The organism is Pseudoalteromonas sp. SD03, from assembly GCF_040937955.1.
Taxonomy (GTDB): domain Bacteria; phylum Pseudomonadota; class Gammaproteobacteria; order Enterobacterales; family Alteromonadaceae; genus Pseudoalteromonas; species Pseudoalteromonas tetraodonis.
Map to the genome: position 1 here is coordinate 3,044,751 of NZ_CP162514.1, position 14,863 is coordinate 3,059,613.

Annotated in this window: 16 protein-coding genes; 10 read left to right on the plus strand and 6 right to left on the minus strand. The window is 41.2% G+C overall.

What is annotated here, in order from left to right; all coding sequences use genetic code 11:
- Nucleotides 1-42 precede the first annotated feature (42 nt).
- The 5 genes from ABZP26_RS14210 to yacG all read left to right on the plus strand — a co-directional run bounded on the left by ABZP26_RS14210 (nt 43) and on the right by yacG (nt 5,350).
- The gene (locus ABZP26_RS14210) at nt 43-1,269 is read left to right on the plus strand and encodes a type II secretion system F family protein (protein ID WP_368485086.1); all 1,227 of its coding nucleotides are present in this window, start codon (nt 43-45) and stop codon (nt 1,267-1,269) included.
- A gap of 431 nt (nt 1,270-1,700) precedes the next feature.
- Nucleotides 1,701-2,612: an A24 family peptidase gene (locus ABZP26_RS14215; protein WP_036956689.1), complete on the plus strand. Its 912-nt coding sequence runs from the start codon at nt 1,701-1,703 to the stop codon at nt 2,610-2,612.
- 2 nt (nt 2,613-2,614) lie between these two features.
- Nucleotides 2,615-3,244 (plus strand): dephospho-CoA kinase, encoded by a 630-nt coding sequence (coaE, locus tag ABZP26_RS14220; protein ID WP_036956690.1) that lies wholly within the window; start codon nt 2,615-2,617, stop codon nt 3,242-3,244.
- 134 nt (nt 3,245-3,378) lie between these two features.
- Nucleotides 3,379-5,055 carry a type IV-A pilus assembly ATPase PilB gene (gene pilB / locus ABZP26_RS14225; protein ID WP_064664023.1) on the plus strand — a complete coding sequence of 559 codons (1,677 nt, stop codon included), beginning with the start codon at nt 3,379-3,381 and terminating at the stop codon, nt 5,053-5,055.
- 64 nt (nt 5,056-5,119) lie between these two features.
- Nucleotides 5,120-5,350, plus strand: coding sequence for a DNA gyrase inhibitor YacG (yacG, locus tag ABZP26_RS14230; RefSeq protein ID WP_008114915.1), 231 nt, complete (start codon nt 5,120-5,122; stop codon nt 5,348-5,350).
- 59 nt (nt 5,351-5,409) lie between these two features.
- On the opposite strand, the gene ABZP26_RS14235 is transcribed toward yacG, so the two are convergent.
- Nucleotides 5,410-5,898 (minus strand): Spy/CpxP family protein refolding chaperone, encoded by a 489-nt coding sequence (locus ABZP26_RS14235; protein ID WP_368485087.1) that lies wholly within the window; start codon nt 5,896-5,898, stop codon nt 5,410-5,412.
- A 167-nt stretch (nt 5,899-6,065) separates the two neighbouring features.
- Between ABZP26_RS14235 and ABZP26_RS14240 the strand changes: the two genes are divergently transcribed.
- Genes ABZP26_RS14240 through ABZP26_RS14250 form a run of 3 tightly spaced genes read left to right on the plus strand, consistent with a single transcriptional unit; the run spans nt 6,066 to nt 9,094 of the window.
- Nucleotides 6,066-6,755 carry a response regulator transcription factor gene (locus ABZP26_RS14240; RefSeq protein ID WP_016899750.1) on the plus strand — a complete coding sequence of 230 codons (690 nt, stop codon included), beginning with the start codon at nt 6,066-6,068 and terminating at the stop codon, nt 6,753-6,755.
- Nucleotides 6,733-8,160: an ATP-binding protein gene (locus tag ABZP26_RS14245; RefSeq protein WP_368485088.1), complete on the plus strand. Its 1,428-nt coding sequence runs from the start codon at nt 6,733-6,735 to the stop codon at nt 8,158-8,160. Before ABZP26_RS14240 ends, ABZP26_RS14245 begins: the two co-directional genes overlap by 23 nt.
- Nucleotides 8,150-9,094, plus strand: coding sequence for an alpha/beta fold hydrolase (locus ABZP26_RS14250; RefSeq protein WP_024601725.1), 945 nt, complete (start codon nt 8,150-8,152; stop codon nt 9,092-9,094). The genes ABZP26_RS14245 and ABZP26_RS14250 overlap by 11 nt, the downstream gene beginning before the upstream one ends.
- On the opposite strand, the gene ABZP26_RS14255 is transcribed toward ABZP26_RS14250, so the two are convergent.
- The gene (locus tag ABZP26_RS14255) at nt 9,091-9,921 is read right to left on the minus strand and encodes a cation diffusion facilitator family transporter (RefSeq protein WP_368485623.1); all 831 of its coding nucleotides are present in this window, start codon (nt 9,919-9,921) and stop codon (nt 9,091-9,093) included. The genes ABZP26_RS14250 and ABZP26_RS14255 overlap by 4 nt on opposite strands.
- A gap of 157 nt (nt 9,922-10,078) precedes the next feature.
- On the opposite strand from ABZP26_RS14255, the gene trmL reads away from it, so the two are divergent.
- On the plus strand, nt 10,079-10,543 hold the full coding sequence (trmL, locus tag ABZP26_RS14260; protein ID WP_013465943.1) for a tRNA (uridine(34)/cytosine(34)/5-carboxymethylaminomethyluridine(34)-2'-O)-methyltransferase TrmL: 465 nt from the start codon (nt 10,079-10,081) through the stop codon (nt 10,541-10,543).
- 65 nt (nt 10,544-10,608) lie between these two features.
- Here the strand turns inward: trmL and gpsA are convergent, their stop codons facing one another.
- From gpsA to ABZP26_RS14280, 4 genes are read right to left on the minus strand one after another with little or no spacing between them, the layout of a single operon-like run.
- A complete protein-coding gene (gene gpsA, locus ABZP26_RS14265; protein WP_013465944.1) occupies nt 10,609-11,616 on the minus strand; it encodes an NAD(P)H-dependent glycerol-3-phosphate dehydrogenase in 1,008 nt (335 codons plus the stop codon).
- Between the two features lie 3 nt (nt 11,617-11,619).
- Nucleotides 11,620-12,108: a protein-export chaperone SecB gene (gene secB / locus ABZP26_RS14270; RefSeq protein WP_013465945.1), complete on the minus strand. Its 489-nt coding sequence runs from the start codon at nt 12,106-12,108 to the stop codon at nt 11,620-11,622.
- Between the two features lie 38 nt (nt 12,109-12,146).
- A complete protein-coding gene (gene grxC, locus ABZP26_RS14275; protein WP_016899746.1) occupies nt 12,147-12,404 on the minus strand; it encodes a glutaredoxin 3 in 258 nt (85 codons plus the stop codon).
- Nucleotides 12,405-12,436: 32 nt separating this feature from the next.
- Entirely contained in the window at nt 12,437-12,868 is a 432-nt protein-coding gene (locus ABZP26_RS14280) for a rhodanese-like domain-containing protein (RefSeq protein WP_013465947.1), read from the minus strand.
- 447 nt (nt 12,869-13,315) lie between these two features.
- Here ABZP26_RS14280 and gpmM point away from each other — a divergent pair, with 447 nt between their 5' ends.
- A complete protein-coding gene (gpmM, locus tag ABZP26_RS14285) occupies nt 13,316-14,860 on the plus strand; it encodes a 2,3-bisphosphoglycerate-independent phosphoglycerate mutase (protein ID WP_368485089.1) in 1,545 nt (514 codons plus the stop codon).
- The last annotated feature ends 3 nt before the right edge of the window (nt 14,861-14,863 follow it).

A 14,863-nucleotide genomic window follows, 5' to 3' on the forward strand; every position in this document is an offset into this window, starting at 1 on the left:
CCGCTATAGCCTGCAACTAAATCAATAAAAAGCTATTTATTTATGAGTAATAAGAATGAAAAATCAAACGAAACCTTTCAATGGGTTGGTGTTAGTGCTAGAGGGAAAAGGCTGGAAGGTGAGCTCACGGGATCTAGCATTGCTTTAGTTAAAGCCCAATTACGCAAACAAGGCATTACCCCCTCAAAAGTAAAACGTAAAGCCAAACCACTATTTGGCATAAAAAGCGTACAAAAAATCACCCCAAAAGATATTGCTTTAGTGACAAGGCAAATTGCCACTATGCTAATGGCGGGTGTACCACTGATACAATCCATAGAAATGATAGGTTCAGGCTCTACCAATAAAAGTGTAAGCAAGCTCATGGGCGCTATTGGTGATGAAGTAAAAGCTGGGTTGCCGCTTTCAAACGCACTTAGAAAATATCCTCGTTACTTTGATGATTTATATTGCGATTTAGTGGCATCAGGCGAACAGTCGGGCTCGCTTGATAAAATATTTGACCGCGTTGCGCTTTATAAAGAAAAATCAGAGGCGCTAAAATCAAAAATTAAAAAAGCCATGTTTTACCCCATTGCAGTATTGGTTGTAGCACTGATTGTTACCTCTATTTTGCTGATATTTGTAGTACCGCAATTTCAGGATATTTTTGCCGGTTTTGGCGCTGAGCTGCCCGCTTTTACATTATTTGTAATTGCTATTTCTGAATTTATGCAAGCAAATTGGTGGATAGCGCTCATTGCAGTGGTTGCCTTTGGTTATATATTTAAAGAAGCACATTTAAGAAGTTTAAAACTGCGTGATGCTACCGACCGCGCCATACTTAAGCTCCCAGTTGTCGGCATGATTTTAAATAAAGCCGCCGTGGCGCGCTATGCGCGTACTTTATCGACCACCTTTGCTGCGGGTGTACCGCTGGTAGATGCGCTTGATTCTGCAGCTGGAGCCTCAGGTAACGCAGTTTACCGTTATGCTATTTTAGAAATAAAAGCCGAGGTAAGCTCAGGTAATCAAATGAACTGGGCGATGCGTAATTCAAAAATATTCCCTGATATGGTAATTCAAATGGTTGCCATTGGTGAAGAGTCAGGATCGCTTGATGGTATGCTGGCAAAAGTTGCCACAATTTATGAGCAAGAAGTAGATGACGCAGTAGATGGCCTATCGAGCTTACTTGAGCCGTTAATAATGGCGGTACTCGGTGTATTAGTCGGTGGCTTAATTATTGCCATGTACTTACCTATATTCCAACTAGGTTCAGTTGTTTAATCGCGTATTTTAAGTAATTTATTCACCACAGAGAATGCAGAGCACACAGAGAAAGTGACAATCAATGGTTTTCCTCTTTGTAGCGCGAAGCGCCTCTGCTCCCTCTGTGGTTCAAAATAGTTTTACAATCGGGCTTTATGCCGCGCACTTTAAGTTTTGGTTAGCGGGCTACGGGTAAAGAGCTGCGGGGTCACATCAACCTTGAACCTAACACCTTTAACCTTAACCTTAACCTTAACCTTAACCTTAACCTTAACCTTAACCTTAACCTTAACCTTAACCTTAACCTTAACCTTAACCTTAACCTTAACCTTAACCTTAACCTTAACCTTAACCTTAACCTTAACCTTAACCTAACATCCTAACCCTAACTTTGCACTTATATAAAACCACTGTATTATCAACACAGAATTTAGTTTTAGGTAAAATAAATGCAAAGTCTTTTTATTGATATCACCACCGCAATGCAAAGCCATTTATGGTTTTACTTAACCACGATTGGCCTAGTGAGTTTATGTATTGGTAGCTTTTTAAATGTGGTGATATATCGCTTGCCAGTGATGATGCAAAAAGAATGGCAAACTGAATGCCGCTTATTATTAGCCGATGAACTAACCAGCCCAAAGGCTAAACAGACCACTGAACACACTACTGACACGTTTAACTTAGTTAAACCCAATTCATGTTGCCCAAAGTGCAAAGCGGCGATTAAGCCATGGCAAAATATTCCCATTATTAGTTGGTTATTTTTAAAAGGTAAATGCGCAACCTGTGATAACCCAATTTCAATTCGTTATCCAAGCGTTGAGGCTATTACGGCTATTTTAAGTTTAGTGGTTGCCTACACCTTTGGCGCTACAGAGCAGGCTTTATTGTACATTGTAGTTACTTGGGCGTTGGTAGCACTGACTTTTATTGATATTGATCACATGCTACTGCCGGACCAGCTTACTTTGCCACTTTTATGGTTAGCACTAATCGCCTCAGTTATGGGTCATACCATTGCCCCTAGCGATGCCATTATTGGCGCAGCATGTGGCTATTTAAGCTTATGGAGTGTGTTTTGGTTGTTTAAATTAATAACCGGCAAAGAAGGCATGGGCTATGGCGACTTTAAATTACTTGCGGTGTTTGGCGCATTGCTAGGTTGGCAATCGTTATTGACCATTATTTTGCTCTCAAGCGTGGTTGGCGCAGTAATTGGCATTGCCCTACTGAGTATTCAAGGTAAAGACAAAGCAACCCCCATTCCTTTTGGTCCTTACTTAGCAATAGCCGGTTGGATCACTATGCTATGGGGAACGCAACTGCAAAACAGCTATTTTAATTTCATTGGCTACTAACTATGAGCAATACACAACATCATAAAAATAACTGGGTATTGGGACTAACTGGCGGAATTGGCTGTGGTAAAACCGCAGTTAGCGATATGTTGGCAGCACTAGGAATTACTATTGTGGATGCAGATATAGTGGCTCGCCAAGTGGTTGAACCCGGCACTGATGGCCTAAAAGCGATTATTGCGCATTTTGGCAATGATATACTCGATGAACATGGCGCTTTAAATCGTGGCGAGCTAAGAGCGCGCATTTTTAGTAACCCTGAGCAAAAAACATGGCTCAATGCCCTGCTGCACCCATTAATACGCACTCAGCTTATTATTGATTTAAAAAACGCGCAAAGCGACTACGTGGTGTTAGTTGCCCCACTATTATTTGAAAATGGGCTTGATGGCTACTGTCATCGTACTTTGCTAATAGATGTTCCCAAAGAGGTGCAAATTACACGTACTACACAGCGCGACAATATAAGCATTGAACAAGCAGAGCAAATTATTGACGCACAAATGTCTCGAGAGCATAAACAACAAAAAGCGGATGATATTTTAAATAATAACCGCGACCTAAGCGATGTAAAACAAGACTTACTTAAACTGCATAATTATTATTTACAGCAAGCTAAGTCTACAATATAAATAAATTAACCCAATCGCAGCGCAATTTACTGATATTTTTATCAGTAAATTGTCTGCTGCGTTGGTACGATTAATGTATTCCTTTCTTTTTTCTGATAAATTGCTGACTAAAGAAGGATTAAATCAGGTGCGCAATGAATATTAACTCACCGTTATTAAGAAAATTTATTACCCTCGGCCGGGTTGATACTGATACCGTAAAAACACGGCAGCAAGATTTTGCGTCAACTGCAGAGCTTATCTCTAAATGTGGAAAAATAGACAGCAAAGATTTAGCTGAGCAATGCATTGATTTATTTAGAGTGCCTTTTTTTGATTTAAAAGATTTTAATGTCGCACAAATATCAGCTGAGCTGGTTAAAGAAAAACTGATCCGCAAACACCATATTTTGCCTTTGGTACAAAAAGGCAGAAAAGTGTATATTGCCGCCTCAGATCCTACCGATTATGGTGCCTTCGAAAACTTTGAATTTAGCACGGGTTTATCGTGCGAAGTAGTTGTGGTTGACTACGTCCAGCTCGATAACAAAATTGAGCAATTACTCGATGCCACTGGCAGTTTAAATTTAAGTGAAGACGAATTTAAAGAGTTCGCTGAACTCGATTCTGAGCAGCACAAGGAACACACACCTAAAGACGATGACAAAGACGACGCCCCAATAATTGTCTACATTAATAAAATTTTAATGGATGCAATAAAAAAAGGCGCCTCAGATTTACACTTTGAACCTTATGAACACAAATACCGTATTCGCTTTCGCATTGATGGTATTTTGCACGAAGTAGCCAGCCCGCCAAATACATTGGCCAGTAAGCTATCGGCGCGAATAAAAGTAATGTCGCGACTGGATATTGCAGAAAAGCGTAAACCACAAGATGGCCGTATTAAGCTTAAGGTAACAGAGCGTAAAAGCATTGATTTTCGTGTTAGTACCATGCCAACTTTGTGGGGCGAAAAAATTGTAATGCGTATTCTTGATTCATCCAGTGCCATGCTAGGTATTGATGTATTAGGCTATGAACCCGAGCAGAAAAAACTATACCTCGATGCACTTGAGCAACCGCAAGGAATGATTTTGGTTACCGGCCCAACCGGTTCAGGTAAAACGGTTTCTTTGTATACGGGCTTAAATATACTCAATCAGCCGGAGCGGAATATTAGTACCGCCGAAGATCCGGTAGAAATTAACCTCGAAGGGGTTAACCAAGTACAAATAAATACTAAAGCAGATATGACCTTTGCTAATGCACTGCGGGCGTTTTTACGTCAAGATCCCGATGTGGTGATGGTGGGTGAAATACGTGATTTAGAAACTGCAGAAATATCAATTAAAGCGGCGCAAACAGGTCACTTGGTGCTGTCAACACTGCATACCAACTCAGCGCCAGAAACGATTACTCGTTTGTTAAATATGGGTGTACCCGCGTATAATGTGGCCAGTTCTATTAGTTTAATTATAGCTCAGCGTTTAGCCCGAAGATTATGCTCTAAATGTAAAACACCAGAGCAGTTACCTCGCGAAGAGCTTATACGCCAAGGCTTTAGTGAACAACAAATTCAAGACATGGTTTTATACGCACCTAAAGGCTGTGAAAACTGTACCGATGGCTACAAAGGCCGTGTTGGTATTTACGAAGTAATGAAAATTACGCCTGAAATTGCCCAAATTATAATGCGCGGCGGTAACTCATTAGAAATTGCTGAGGTATCACTTAAAGCAGGATATAACAATTTGCGTTTATCGGGTATTCGTAAAGCTGCAGAGGGTGTGACCTCACTTGCTGAGATTAATCGTGTCACTAGTTTTTAAATAGAAAGCTTAGCTGTTTATTATAAATTGAGTCGCAAAGCCTATATTAATGTGAGAGTAAATTATGCCAACAGTGGTTAACTGTCCAACCTGTAAAGCAAAAGTAGAATGGTCAGAACAAAGTCCGAATCGCCCTTTTTGTTCAAAACGTTGCCAACTTATTGATTTAGGTGAATGGTCGTTTGAAAATAATAAAATTTCAGCGCCGATTACATCTGCAGATGAGTTCAGCCAAGACATGATTGAAGACATCGAAGCAATGATGGCAAAAAACGAAGATGACTTTTTTAAGTAATAAAACGACTTAAAAACAAAAGCCAGCTAAAAGCTGGCTTTTTGCTTTACTTGAAAGCGCTATGCTCTTTGTTTGCGATGCTTTTTATCTTTACGTTGTTGCATTTTTTCAAGCTGTTCACGTTGCTCAGCATTTAAGACCTGCCAAATTTGATGTTGCGTTTTAAGTTTAATTAATCCCATTTGCTCAGCTTTTACTTGGCGCTCGCCAAGTAGCTCTTTGGCTGCGTTTTCATCAAATGTTGATGCTGATAATAACGCCTCTTTTTTTTCTTTATACGCTTCACGTATTGCTTTACGGGCTTCTTTATTAGCGCCTCTTAGTGCTTGGAGCTGTGTTTTTTGTGTTTCAAAAATCGCTTTTAGTTGTGTTTGTTGATCTTCAGTAAGTGCCAGTTTATCTGCTGCTCGCTCAGAGAGTAAAAAGCGTGCTTGAGAGTGGCCTTGTTTATGGCCATCATCTTTTGCAAGTGCGCTGCCCGCACTGAGCGTTGCTGCTGTTAAGCCACATATAAGTACTAATTTTGATAGCGTGTTTATCTTAGTCATAATCATCACCTTAATATTGAGTTGGTTGTTGGCTGCTAGCCAGTGTGTCCACTATAACCGGCTCAATGCAAAGTAACGCAAAGCAGTGTAAAGGTTATGTAAAGACTAACTTTTAGTACATTAAACGCGTAAAATAAAACCATAAAACAGCGCGTAAGGCTTAATGTATGAAACTATTAATGATTGATGATGACACCGGTTTATGTGAGCTATTAAGCGAGTATCTGAGCGCACAAGGCTTTAGCATACAAACCGCACATGATGGCCAACAAGGATTAGAGCTTGCTTTACAAAACGATTACGCGCTTATATTACTTGATGTTATGTTGCCCTCTATAGATGGCTTTGAAGTACTCAAACAACTCAGGCAAAGTAAATTAACGCCGGTGATTATGTTGACCGCTAAAGGTGAAGACTTTGACCGTATTTTTGGTTTAGAGCTCGGCGCTGATGACTATATTCCAAAACCGTTTAACCACCGCGAACTCCTTGCCCGCGTTAAAGCTATTACTCGCCGTATTGAACACATTAATAGTGTAAGCAATAACAATAATAAAAAGCTCTCTTTAAACGGTATTACTATTAACTTTGCCACGCGTGAAGCCAGTGTAAATAACACCACACTCACGCTTACGGGTACCGAATACGAAATATTGGCTTTATTAGTAAAACACGCCCCTGATGTTATAAGCAAAGAGCAAATAAGCGAAGAGGTACTAGGACGGCGTTTAGCGTCATTTGATCGCTCTATTGATATGCATGTGAGTAATATTCGAAAAAAAATAGCCGAGCATATCGCGGGTGAAAAAATTAAAACTATTCGAGGGACGGGTTATGTCTTTATCCAAGGAGAGTAAATTAACGCGTTTTAGTTGGTTAAGACACCCTCGACATTATTTGTTTTTTAAAGTCTTTGCTTGGTTTTGGCTAACGATCATTGGCACTTTTACTGCGCTATTTTTCTTAAGTAATATTTCACTAATAAACGCCATTAGCCATGATCCACTACAGGGGCCGATGCAAAAAAACCTAGAATATTTGGCACGAGGTATCGAGCGTAGCGCACATAAACACAAGCGCTCTATTCATGACATTATTACTCACCCACGTGTGAGTAAGCGCAAGTTACTTTATTTAAATTCACTAAGTAGCGATGAGTTTTTGATCAGTAAAAAAGTTGAGAATAATATTGATTTTAGCTTACTGAACTTTAGTGAAGGCATGCCACCTCAAATTATTTTTACTGAATATTACCAAGCTTTTGGCCCTGTGCGCATTCGAGTACCTGAAGGCGAATTTGAGTTATATGAAATCGATATAAATCAACAGCGACCGCTCTTTATTCGCTTAAGATTGTTGCCGGTTTGGTTAAAAATTTCTATCGCCATTATCGCCTCACTTACATTAAGCTTTTTATTTAGTCGTAACTTAATTGCCCCTATAAATAGTTTAAAACAAGCCGCAATTAGGCTCTCAAATGGCGATTTAAGTGCGCGCGCGGCAATAAATAGTCAACGAAAAGATGAGCTTGGAGTTTTAGGACGCGATTTTAACCGTATGGCTGATCAATTAGAGCAACTACTTAGCGCTCAAAAGCGTTTACTTGCCGATATATCCCATGAATTGCGCTCCCCACTAACACGCTTAAAAATGGCCACAGGGCTGGCGCAAATGCAAGCGAGTGAGGCCAGCCAATCGTATTTATTGCGTATTGAAAAAGAAGCAAATCAACTTGATAAAATGATAGCCGATGTATTGCAGGTATCGCGCTTAGAAGCCAATAGCCAACCTTTATCACTGCAGGCGCAGTCGTTACAAGTTATTGTTGACCATGTGATTAACGATGCTCAGTTTGAAGCAAAACAGCACAATAAAACGCTGCATATTCAAGGTGATGCTGAGGTAAATATAGAGTGCGACGAAATGCTGATTGCCAGTGCTCTAGAAAATATTTTACGTAATGCAATTAAATACGCACAACATACTATTAGCATCACCTTAAAACACAGTGATATCATCACTATACAAATATGTGATGACGGCCCAGGCGTTCCCGCAGCGCAACTTGATAAACTATGTGAGCCATTTTTTAGGCAATCAGACGCCCGCGACCGAGTCAGCGGCGGCACTGGGCTGGGTTTAGCCATTGCAAAAAATGCGGTGATTGCCCACGGCGGAAATTTAGCTTTATCAAATAAGGACGCTGGCGGATTATGCGTTGAGATAAGCTTACCAATACAAAAGAGAGACCATGTTTTATAGCAATGAAAGCGAGCTTGAAAATAACCTGCCTGCCATTAATGAGTTTTATACTAATACACTCAAAAAAGCCTATTTAAGCACGGCTGCCGGTAAATTATTTTATGCTTACGCTAAGCCTAAACAGGCTCACACTGCCATTGTTATTAGCTCTGGGCGCATTGAAGGACTCGATAAATACAAAGAGCTGCTTTGGGAGCTTTATTGTAATAATTATGCTGTTTTTATTGTTGATCACCAAGGCCAAGGGCGCTCTTATCGGTTATTAAAAAACCCCCATAAAGGCTATGTCAAACAATTTGAAGATTACAGTCACGATCTCAATCAATTCAATCTTGAGGTGGTAAAGCAGCATTGGCAAGGTAAAAAACTACTGCTTAGCCATTCAATGGGCGGCGCTATTGCGTTTGATTACTTAGCACGTTACTCACATGACTTTAGTGGGGCGTTTTTATCTGCGCCCATGTTTGATATTCATACCAAAGGAATACCAAAACCCGTAGCACAGTTTATCGCCGCCAGTGCTTCATTATTAGGGTTCTCAGGGTGTTATGCGTTAGGACAAAGCGATTATACACCTGAAGAGTTTGCGCTTAACACTTTAACCAGTAGCCAAATACGCTATGATCAATTTAGGGCAACTTATCAGCAAACGCCACTATTACAATTAGGCGGTGTTACCTATGGCTGGCTGCATACTGTTTTTTCATTTATTAAAGCGCTCGATAAACTATCCATAACAACCCCGTTATTTATAGCCAGCGCAGAAAATGACGAAGTGGTTGATAACCAAGCCCAGCATAAGCTTGCAAGCCGACATAAAAACACCCTAATAAAGCAGTTTAAAGGGGCTAAGCACGAGCTGTTTTTTGAGCGGGACGAAATTCGCCAACCATTGCTAACAAGCCTTTATAAATTTTGTGATTCAATAGGTTAACTACTAAGCGACAGCGGATCTAGGTGAATCAAAATATCAACTTCAGATTCAAATTGCTGAGTGATCATCAGCTCCACTTCATCTGCCACTTTATGGGCACGAATAAGCGGTAAATTGTCATCAAGCTCTAAATGCAGTTGAATAAACTTAACTTTACCGCCCTGTCGAGTGCGAATACCGTGCACCCCATAAACATCATTATGGTTACGCGCTATTTCAAAAATACTTTGCTTTTCTTCATCGGGTAGCTCTTTGTCCATTAAATGCGAGGCACTTTCGGTTGCTATATCCCAACTGTTATACAATAAATAACCTGCCACACCGATAGCAAACAATGGGTCGGCATACAGTACGCCATAGTAGGCGAGTAAAATAGCAAGCAATACCGCCGCATTTAAAATTAAATCGCCCTTGTAGTGAACGGAGTCGGCTTTGATGGCGATTGATTCTGTGTGCTTTACGACTTTATTTTGCACAAATACAATTACCAAGGTACAAGCAATGGCAAAAATACTCACCCATACACCTAATAATGAGTGCGAAAGCTCTACTGGGTTTATTAATCGCTCGATACCGTGAAACATTAATAAACAGCCCGAGCCCGCAATAAATGCAGCTTGGCCTAACCCTGCAAGCGCCTCCGCTTTACCGTGACCAAACCGGTGGTCATCATCCGCAGGACGCAGTGCATACGATAAAACTAAAAAGCTCATTAGCGTCGCGGTAATATCCATTAATGAATCAGTGAGTGAGCCAAGCATCGACGCCGAACCCGACGCCAGCCAAGCCCATACTTTGGTCGCAATCATTAGGCTCACCATGACCATGGTCACTATGCTTGAAGCTTTGACCCAAAATTCATAACTGCGATTATGCACGTATCTGTCCAAGTGTAAGATGTATTTAATGTTTGTAGTATATCATTTTTTATTCATTGTTCGTGTATACTGAGCCAGTCAAATTAAAGATTTTATAGGGCTTATTGTGCTAGATATTGTTTTATACCAACCTGAAATTCCGCCTAACACCGGGAATATCATTCGTTTATGTGCCAATACTGGCTATTCATTGCATTTAATTGAACCGTTAGGGTTTGAGTGGGATGACAAACGTGTAAAACGCGCTGGACTTGACTATCACGAATTTAGCCATGTACAACGCCATGCCTCATTTGATGCTTACTTAGAAAAGTGCCAACCTAAAAAAGTGTATGCTTGCACCACTAAAGGTAGCCAATTTCATCACCAAGCACAGTATGAAGCGGGTGATTGCTTAGTATTCGGACCAGAAACCCGAGGCTTACCTGATGACATGATTCAAGCACTGCCAAACGAGCAACGCGTGCGTATACCTATGCAAGCCGATAGTCGCAGTATGAATCTGTCTAATGCAGTAGCTGTGTTTGTGTATGAATCTTGGCGCCAGCTTGGCTTTGTAAACGCGCAGTAATTATTTACCAATAATAAAAAACCGACATTATGTCGGTTTTTTATTATTAAAGAATAGTGAAGCATTTATTCTGACTTTTGTTCACGACCTAATAGCGCCATAGCAGCTGCTTTCATGTCTTTATTTTCATAGAGTACTTTGTATATTTGCTCGGTAATTGGCATTTCAACACCAGCGCGTTGAGCTAGTAAGTACACTTCTTTGGTATTTCTAAAGCCTTCAACCACTTGGCCGATTGATGCAATGGCATCATCAACACTCTCACCTTTGCCTAAGGCTAAACCAAAACGGCGATTGCGCGATTGGTTATCGGTACAGGTCAGAATTAAATCACCTAACCCGGCCATACCCATAAAGGTTTCAGGTTTTGCACCCAGTGCACACCCTAAACGCGACAACTCTGCTAAACCACGAGTAATAAGCGCGGTACGAGCATTTGCACCAAACCCCACTCCATCAGAAATTCCCGCACCAATGGCAATCACGTTTTTAACCGCACCACCTAGCTGTATACCAATAAAATCATCATTGTTATACACCCTAAACGAGCGCCCGCAATGCAATAAATCGGCTATTTGTTTAGCAAATGCCGATGATGTTGATGACACCGAAATTGCAGTTGGTGATCCCATCGCCATTTCTTTGGCAAAGGTTGGCCCAGAAAGCACCGCTAATGGCACCTCTTCACCTAGCTCTTGCACTGCTACTTCTTGTAACAAACGCCCAGTATTTGGCTCTAGTCCTTTGGTGGCCCATGCTATTTTTGCATTTGGGCGCAAAGCAGGTTTGATTTGCTTTAATGTGTCAGCAAATGCGTGGCTTGGCACAACAACCAAAACAATATCGCTACTTTGCGTTGCACGCTGTAAATCTGCTTCAAGGATTAAGGTGTCAGGAAAAGGAATATCAGGTAAGTAACGTTGATTTTTTCGCTCAGCTGCAAGCGTCGCAACGTCTTGGCTATTGCGTCCCCATAAAGTCACTTTGTGACCATTTCGGGCTAAACAAATAGCAAGGGCGGTGCCATACGACCCCGCCCCTAAAACAGTAACAGCTGATGTGGCTGTATTCATAAATTAAGCGTCTGCTGTAGCCTGCTCAGCTTGCGCTGTGCGTTGCTGCATGTACTGTGCAAATAATGCGTCAAAGTTAACTGGCGCAAGATTAAGTTGTGGGAACGTACCACGATTTACTAAGTTAGATACCGCTTCACGTGCGTATGGGAATAACACGTTAGGGCAAAATGCACCTAGCATGTGCGCTAATTGCATTTCTTCAACGTCAGCAATCGTAAAGATACCTGCTTGTTGAATTTCACATAAAAACGCAGTTTCTTCACCGATAGATGCCGTTACAGTTAGTGCAAGCACAACTTCGTAAACACCTTCATCAAGCTTGTTAGAGCGCGTATCTAAATCTAATTTTACTTCTGGAGCCCACTCTTTTTGAAAAATAGCTGGCGAATTTGGCGTTTCAAACGATACATCTTTAGTATAAATACGTTGAATAGTAAACTGTGCACCTGCATCAGCTTCTGCTGCTGCGTTTTGATTTTGTTCGTTCATTGTTATTCCTAACCTGTTATTTATTATAATTAATTAAATTAAGCACTGAGCTTAGCATCAAGGTGACCTTGCGCTTCTAGTGCCATCATGTCGTCACAGCCACCGATGTGTTCATCGTTGATAAAAATTTGTGGAACCGTGCTTGCGCCACCGGCTTTGGCGATCATTTCATCGCGAAGCTCTGGCTGAACGCCAATATCAATATTTGTGTATTTTACACCTTTGCTGTCTAACAGCGCTAATGCGCGATGACAAAAAGGACAATATCCTTTGGTGTATAAAACAACGTTACTCATAATTAATCCTTAATCGGTTTAGCTAAGAGATATTAGCGACCGCTTGTTGTTGGCAGACTTGCTGATTGCCACGCACCCATACCGCCAGATAAAACATAAACCTGTTCATAGCCTGCTTTATGCATTGCGGTTGCAACACCTGAAGCAGTCATGCCTGCAGCACATACCACTATAATGGGTTTGCTCTTATACTTTTCAAGGGTCGAGAAATCAGATTCTTTAGCTTTTTCTGGGTTTAAGTGCACAGCACCGGCAATATGGCCGGTTTTAAACTCTTTTTGCCCACGCATATCAACAACCTGGCCGTCTTCGCGGTTAATAAGTAACGTTAACTGCTGAGGATTGATTTGACGAATTGCTGAAAATTTACTTTTTATTGCGCCACTAATAATAAGAAACGCAATCGCAACCCAAGCTAGGCTTAGAATTGGATGGTTTGAGACAAATTCAATATATTGATCCATTCGACTTCCACTATAAAGTTACATACTAAAACGGATGTTTTAGATATTTTAAATTCTTACCAATTGCACTTGCACAATGAGCAGTTACTCATTAGCAAATCAATAGAGCGCTGTTAGGCTACTCTGAATTTTCACCTACAAGATAGGCTTAACTTACCCCACAACCCTATTCAATACTTGAATAAAATAGAGATTAGCCGCGCAAGTATACCCAAATCAGCTAAAAATGCGAGTTTAAGCACGCTTGAAAGCCACAATGCCCTGCTCTTTTTAACTGAAAAATAACCTAGCCCTTTAAAGTTTTCGATTTAGCCAATCCTAATTGAAAATTTTTAATATCTTCTTTTCATTGCTGATCCTAGCTATAAAACGCGGTATGCTAAGACTTGGCATGTTGGCATTAATGTTAGCGTGTATTTTAGCAACGCTAATTTTTCAGGAGTGACTATGACAGAGCATAAAAAACCACTGGTATTAATGATTTTAGATGGCTGGGGATACAGAGAAGATGAGCAAAGCAATGCTATTTTAGCTGCTAACACCCCTGTATTAGATGAGCTTTGGGCCACACGTCCTCATACATTAATTTCAGCATCGGGTTTAGATGTCGGTCTTCCTGATGGCCAAATGGGTAATTCTGAGGTGGGCCATGTTAATTTAGGCGCAGGCCGTATTGTGTATCAAGATTTTACCCGTATCACCAAAGCCATTGATGATGGCGAATTTGATACAACTACTGCACTTGTTGAAAACATTGATAAAGCCGTTCATGCCAACAAAGCTGTACACATTATGGGACTGTTAAGTCCAGGTGGCGTGCATAGCCACGAAGATCATATTGTTGCCAGTATACAACTGGCTGCAAAACGCGGCGCTAAAGAGGTGTACTTTCATGCCTTTTTAGATGGACGCGACACACCACCGCGTAGTGCTAAAGCGTCTATTGAGCGTATTGAAGCCTTATTTAGCGAACTCAAATGTGGCCGTTTAGCCTCACTAATTGGCCGTTACTATGCCATGGACAGAGACAACCGCTGGAATCGTGTTGAAAAAGCCTATAATTTAATCACCTTAGGTGAAGGCGATTTTGATTATGAAGAAGGCGTAAGTGCACTAAATGCCGCTTATGAGCGCGATGAAAATGACGAATTTGTAGCAGCCAGCACGATCACTCCTAAAGGCAGCGAATCTGTAAAAGTAAATGATGGCGACACCATTATATTTGCAAACTTTAGAGCAGACCGCGCACGCGAAATCACTCGCGCCTTTGTAGAACCAGGCTTTGACGGCTTTAATAAGAAAAAATCGCCTGAGCTTAGCGGCTTTGTGATGATGACTGAATACGCAGCCGATATAGATGCGCCTGTTGCTTTTGGCCCCACGCCGCTTAATAACGTACTTGGCGAATGGTTTGAAAAACAAGGTAAAACTCAACTGCGCATTTCTGAAACTGAAAAATATGCTCATGTTACCTTTTTCTTCAGTGGTGGACGAGAGGATGAGTTTGACGGCGAAACCCGTGAACTTATTCCATCACCTCAGGTTGCAACTTATGATTTGCAGCCAGAAATGAACTCAAAAATGCTTACCGATAAGCTAGTAGAAGCAATAAAAAGTGGAAAATACGATGCCATTATTTGTAACTACCCTAATGGCGACATGGTCGGTCATTCAGGTGTATTTGAGGCTGCAGTTAAAGCCTGTGAGGCAGTAGATAACTGTATTGGCCGTGTAGTGGATGCATTGAAAGAATATGGCGGCGAAGCACTTATTACCGCCGATCATGGCAATGCAGAGCAAATGGCAAACCTTAAAACAGGCCAAGCGCACACAGCACATACCAGTGAGCCCGTGCCATTTATTTATGTAGGTCGCGATGCACAAGCTTATTCAGGCAAAGCCTTGAGCGATGTTGCCCCAACCATACTGCATTTAATGGGGTTAGAGCAACCTGCAGAAATGACAGGGTCGCCAATTATGGTGTTGAAATAACCT

Excerpts from the sequence above, each read along its gene's own strand:
- ABZP26_RS14210 (WP_368485086.1), top strand. The coding sequence starts at position 43 with ATGAGTAATAAGAATGAAAAATCAAACGAAACCTTTCAATGGGTTGGT.
- ABZP26_RS14215 (WP_036956689.1), top strand. The coding sequence starts at position 1,701 with ATGCAAAGTCTTTTTATTGATATCACCACCGCAATGCAAAGCCATTTA.
- coaE (WP_036956690.1), top strand. The coding sequence starts at position 2,615 with ATGAGCAATACACAACATCATAAAAATAACTGGGTATTGGGACTAACT.
- pilB (WP_064664023.1), top strand. The coding sequence starts at position 3,379 with ATGAATATTAACTCACCGTTATTAAGAAAATTTATTACCCTCGGCCGG.
- yacG (WP_008114915.1), top strand. The coding sequence starts at position 5,120 with ATGCCAACAGTGGTTAACTGTCCAACCTGTAAAGCAAAAGTAGAATGG.
- ABZP26_RS14235 (WP_368485087.1), bottom strand. The coding sequence starts at position 5,898 with ATGACTAAGATAAACACGCTATCAAAATTAGTACTTATATGTGGCTTA.
- ABZP26_RS14240 (WP_016899750.1), top strand. The coding sequence starts at position 6,066 with ATGAAACTATTAATGATTGATGATGACACCGGTTTATGTGAGCTATTA.
- ABZP26_RS14245 (WP_368485088.1), top strand. The coding sequence starts at position 6,733 with ATGTCTTTATCCAAGGAGAGTAAATTAACGCGTTTTAGTTGGTTAAGA.
- ABZP26_RS14250 (WP_024601725.1), top strand. The coding sequence starts at position 8,150 with ATGTTTTATAGCAATGAAAGCGAGCTTGAAAATAACCTGCCTGCCATT.
- ABZP26_RS14255 (WP_368485623.1), bottom strand. The coding sequence starts at position 9,921 with ATGGTCATGGTGAGCCTAATGATTGCGACCAAAGTATGGGCTTGGCTG.
- gpsA (WP_013465944.1), bottom strand. The coding sequence starts at position 11,616 with ATGAATACAGCCACATCAGCTGTTACTGTTTTAGGGGCGGGGTCGTAT.
- secB (WP_013465945.1), bottom strand. The coding sequence starts at position 12,108 with ATGAACGAACAAAATCAAAACGCAGCAGCAGAAGCTGATGCAGGTGCA.
- grxC (WP_016899746.1), bottom strand. The coding sequence starts at position 12,404 with ATGAGTAACGTTGTTTTATACACCAAAGGATATTGTCCTTTTTGTCAT.
- ABZP26_RS14280 (WP_013465947.1), bottom strand. The coding sequence starts at position 12,868 with ATGGATCAATATATTGAATTTGTCTCAAACCATCCAATTCTAAGCCTA.
- gpmM (WP_368485089.1), top strand. The coding sequence starts at position 13,316 with ATGACAGAGCATAAAAAACCACTGGTATTAATGATTTTAGATGGCTGG.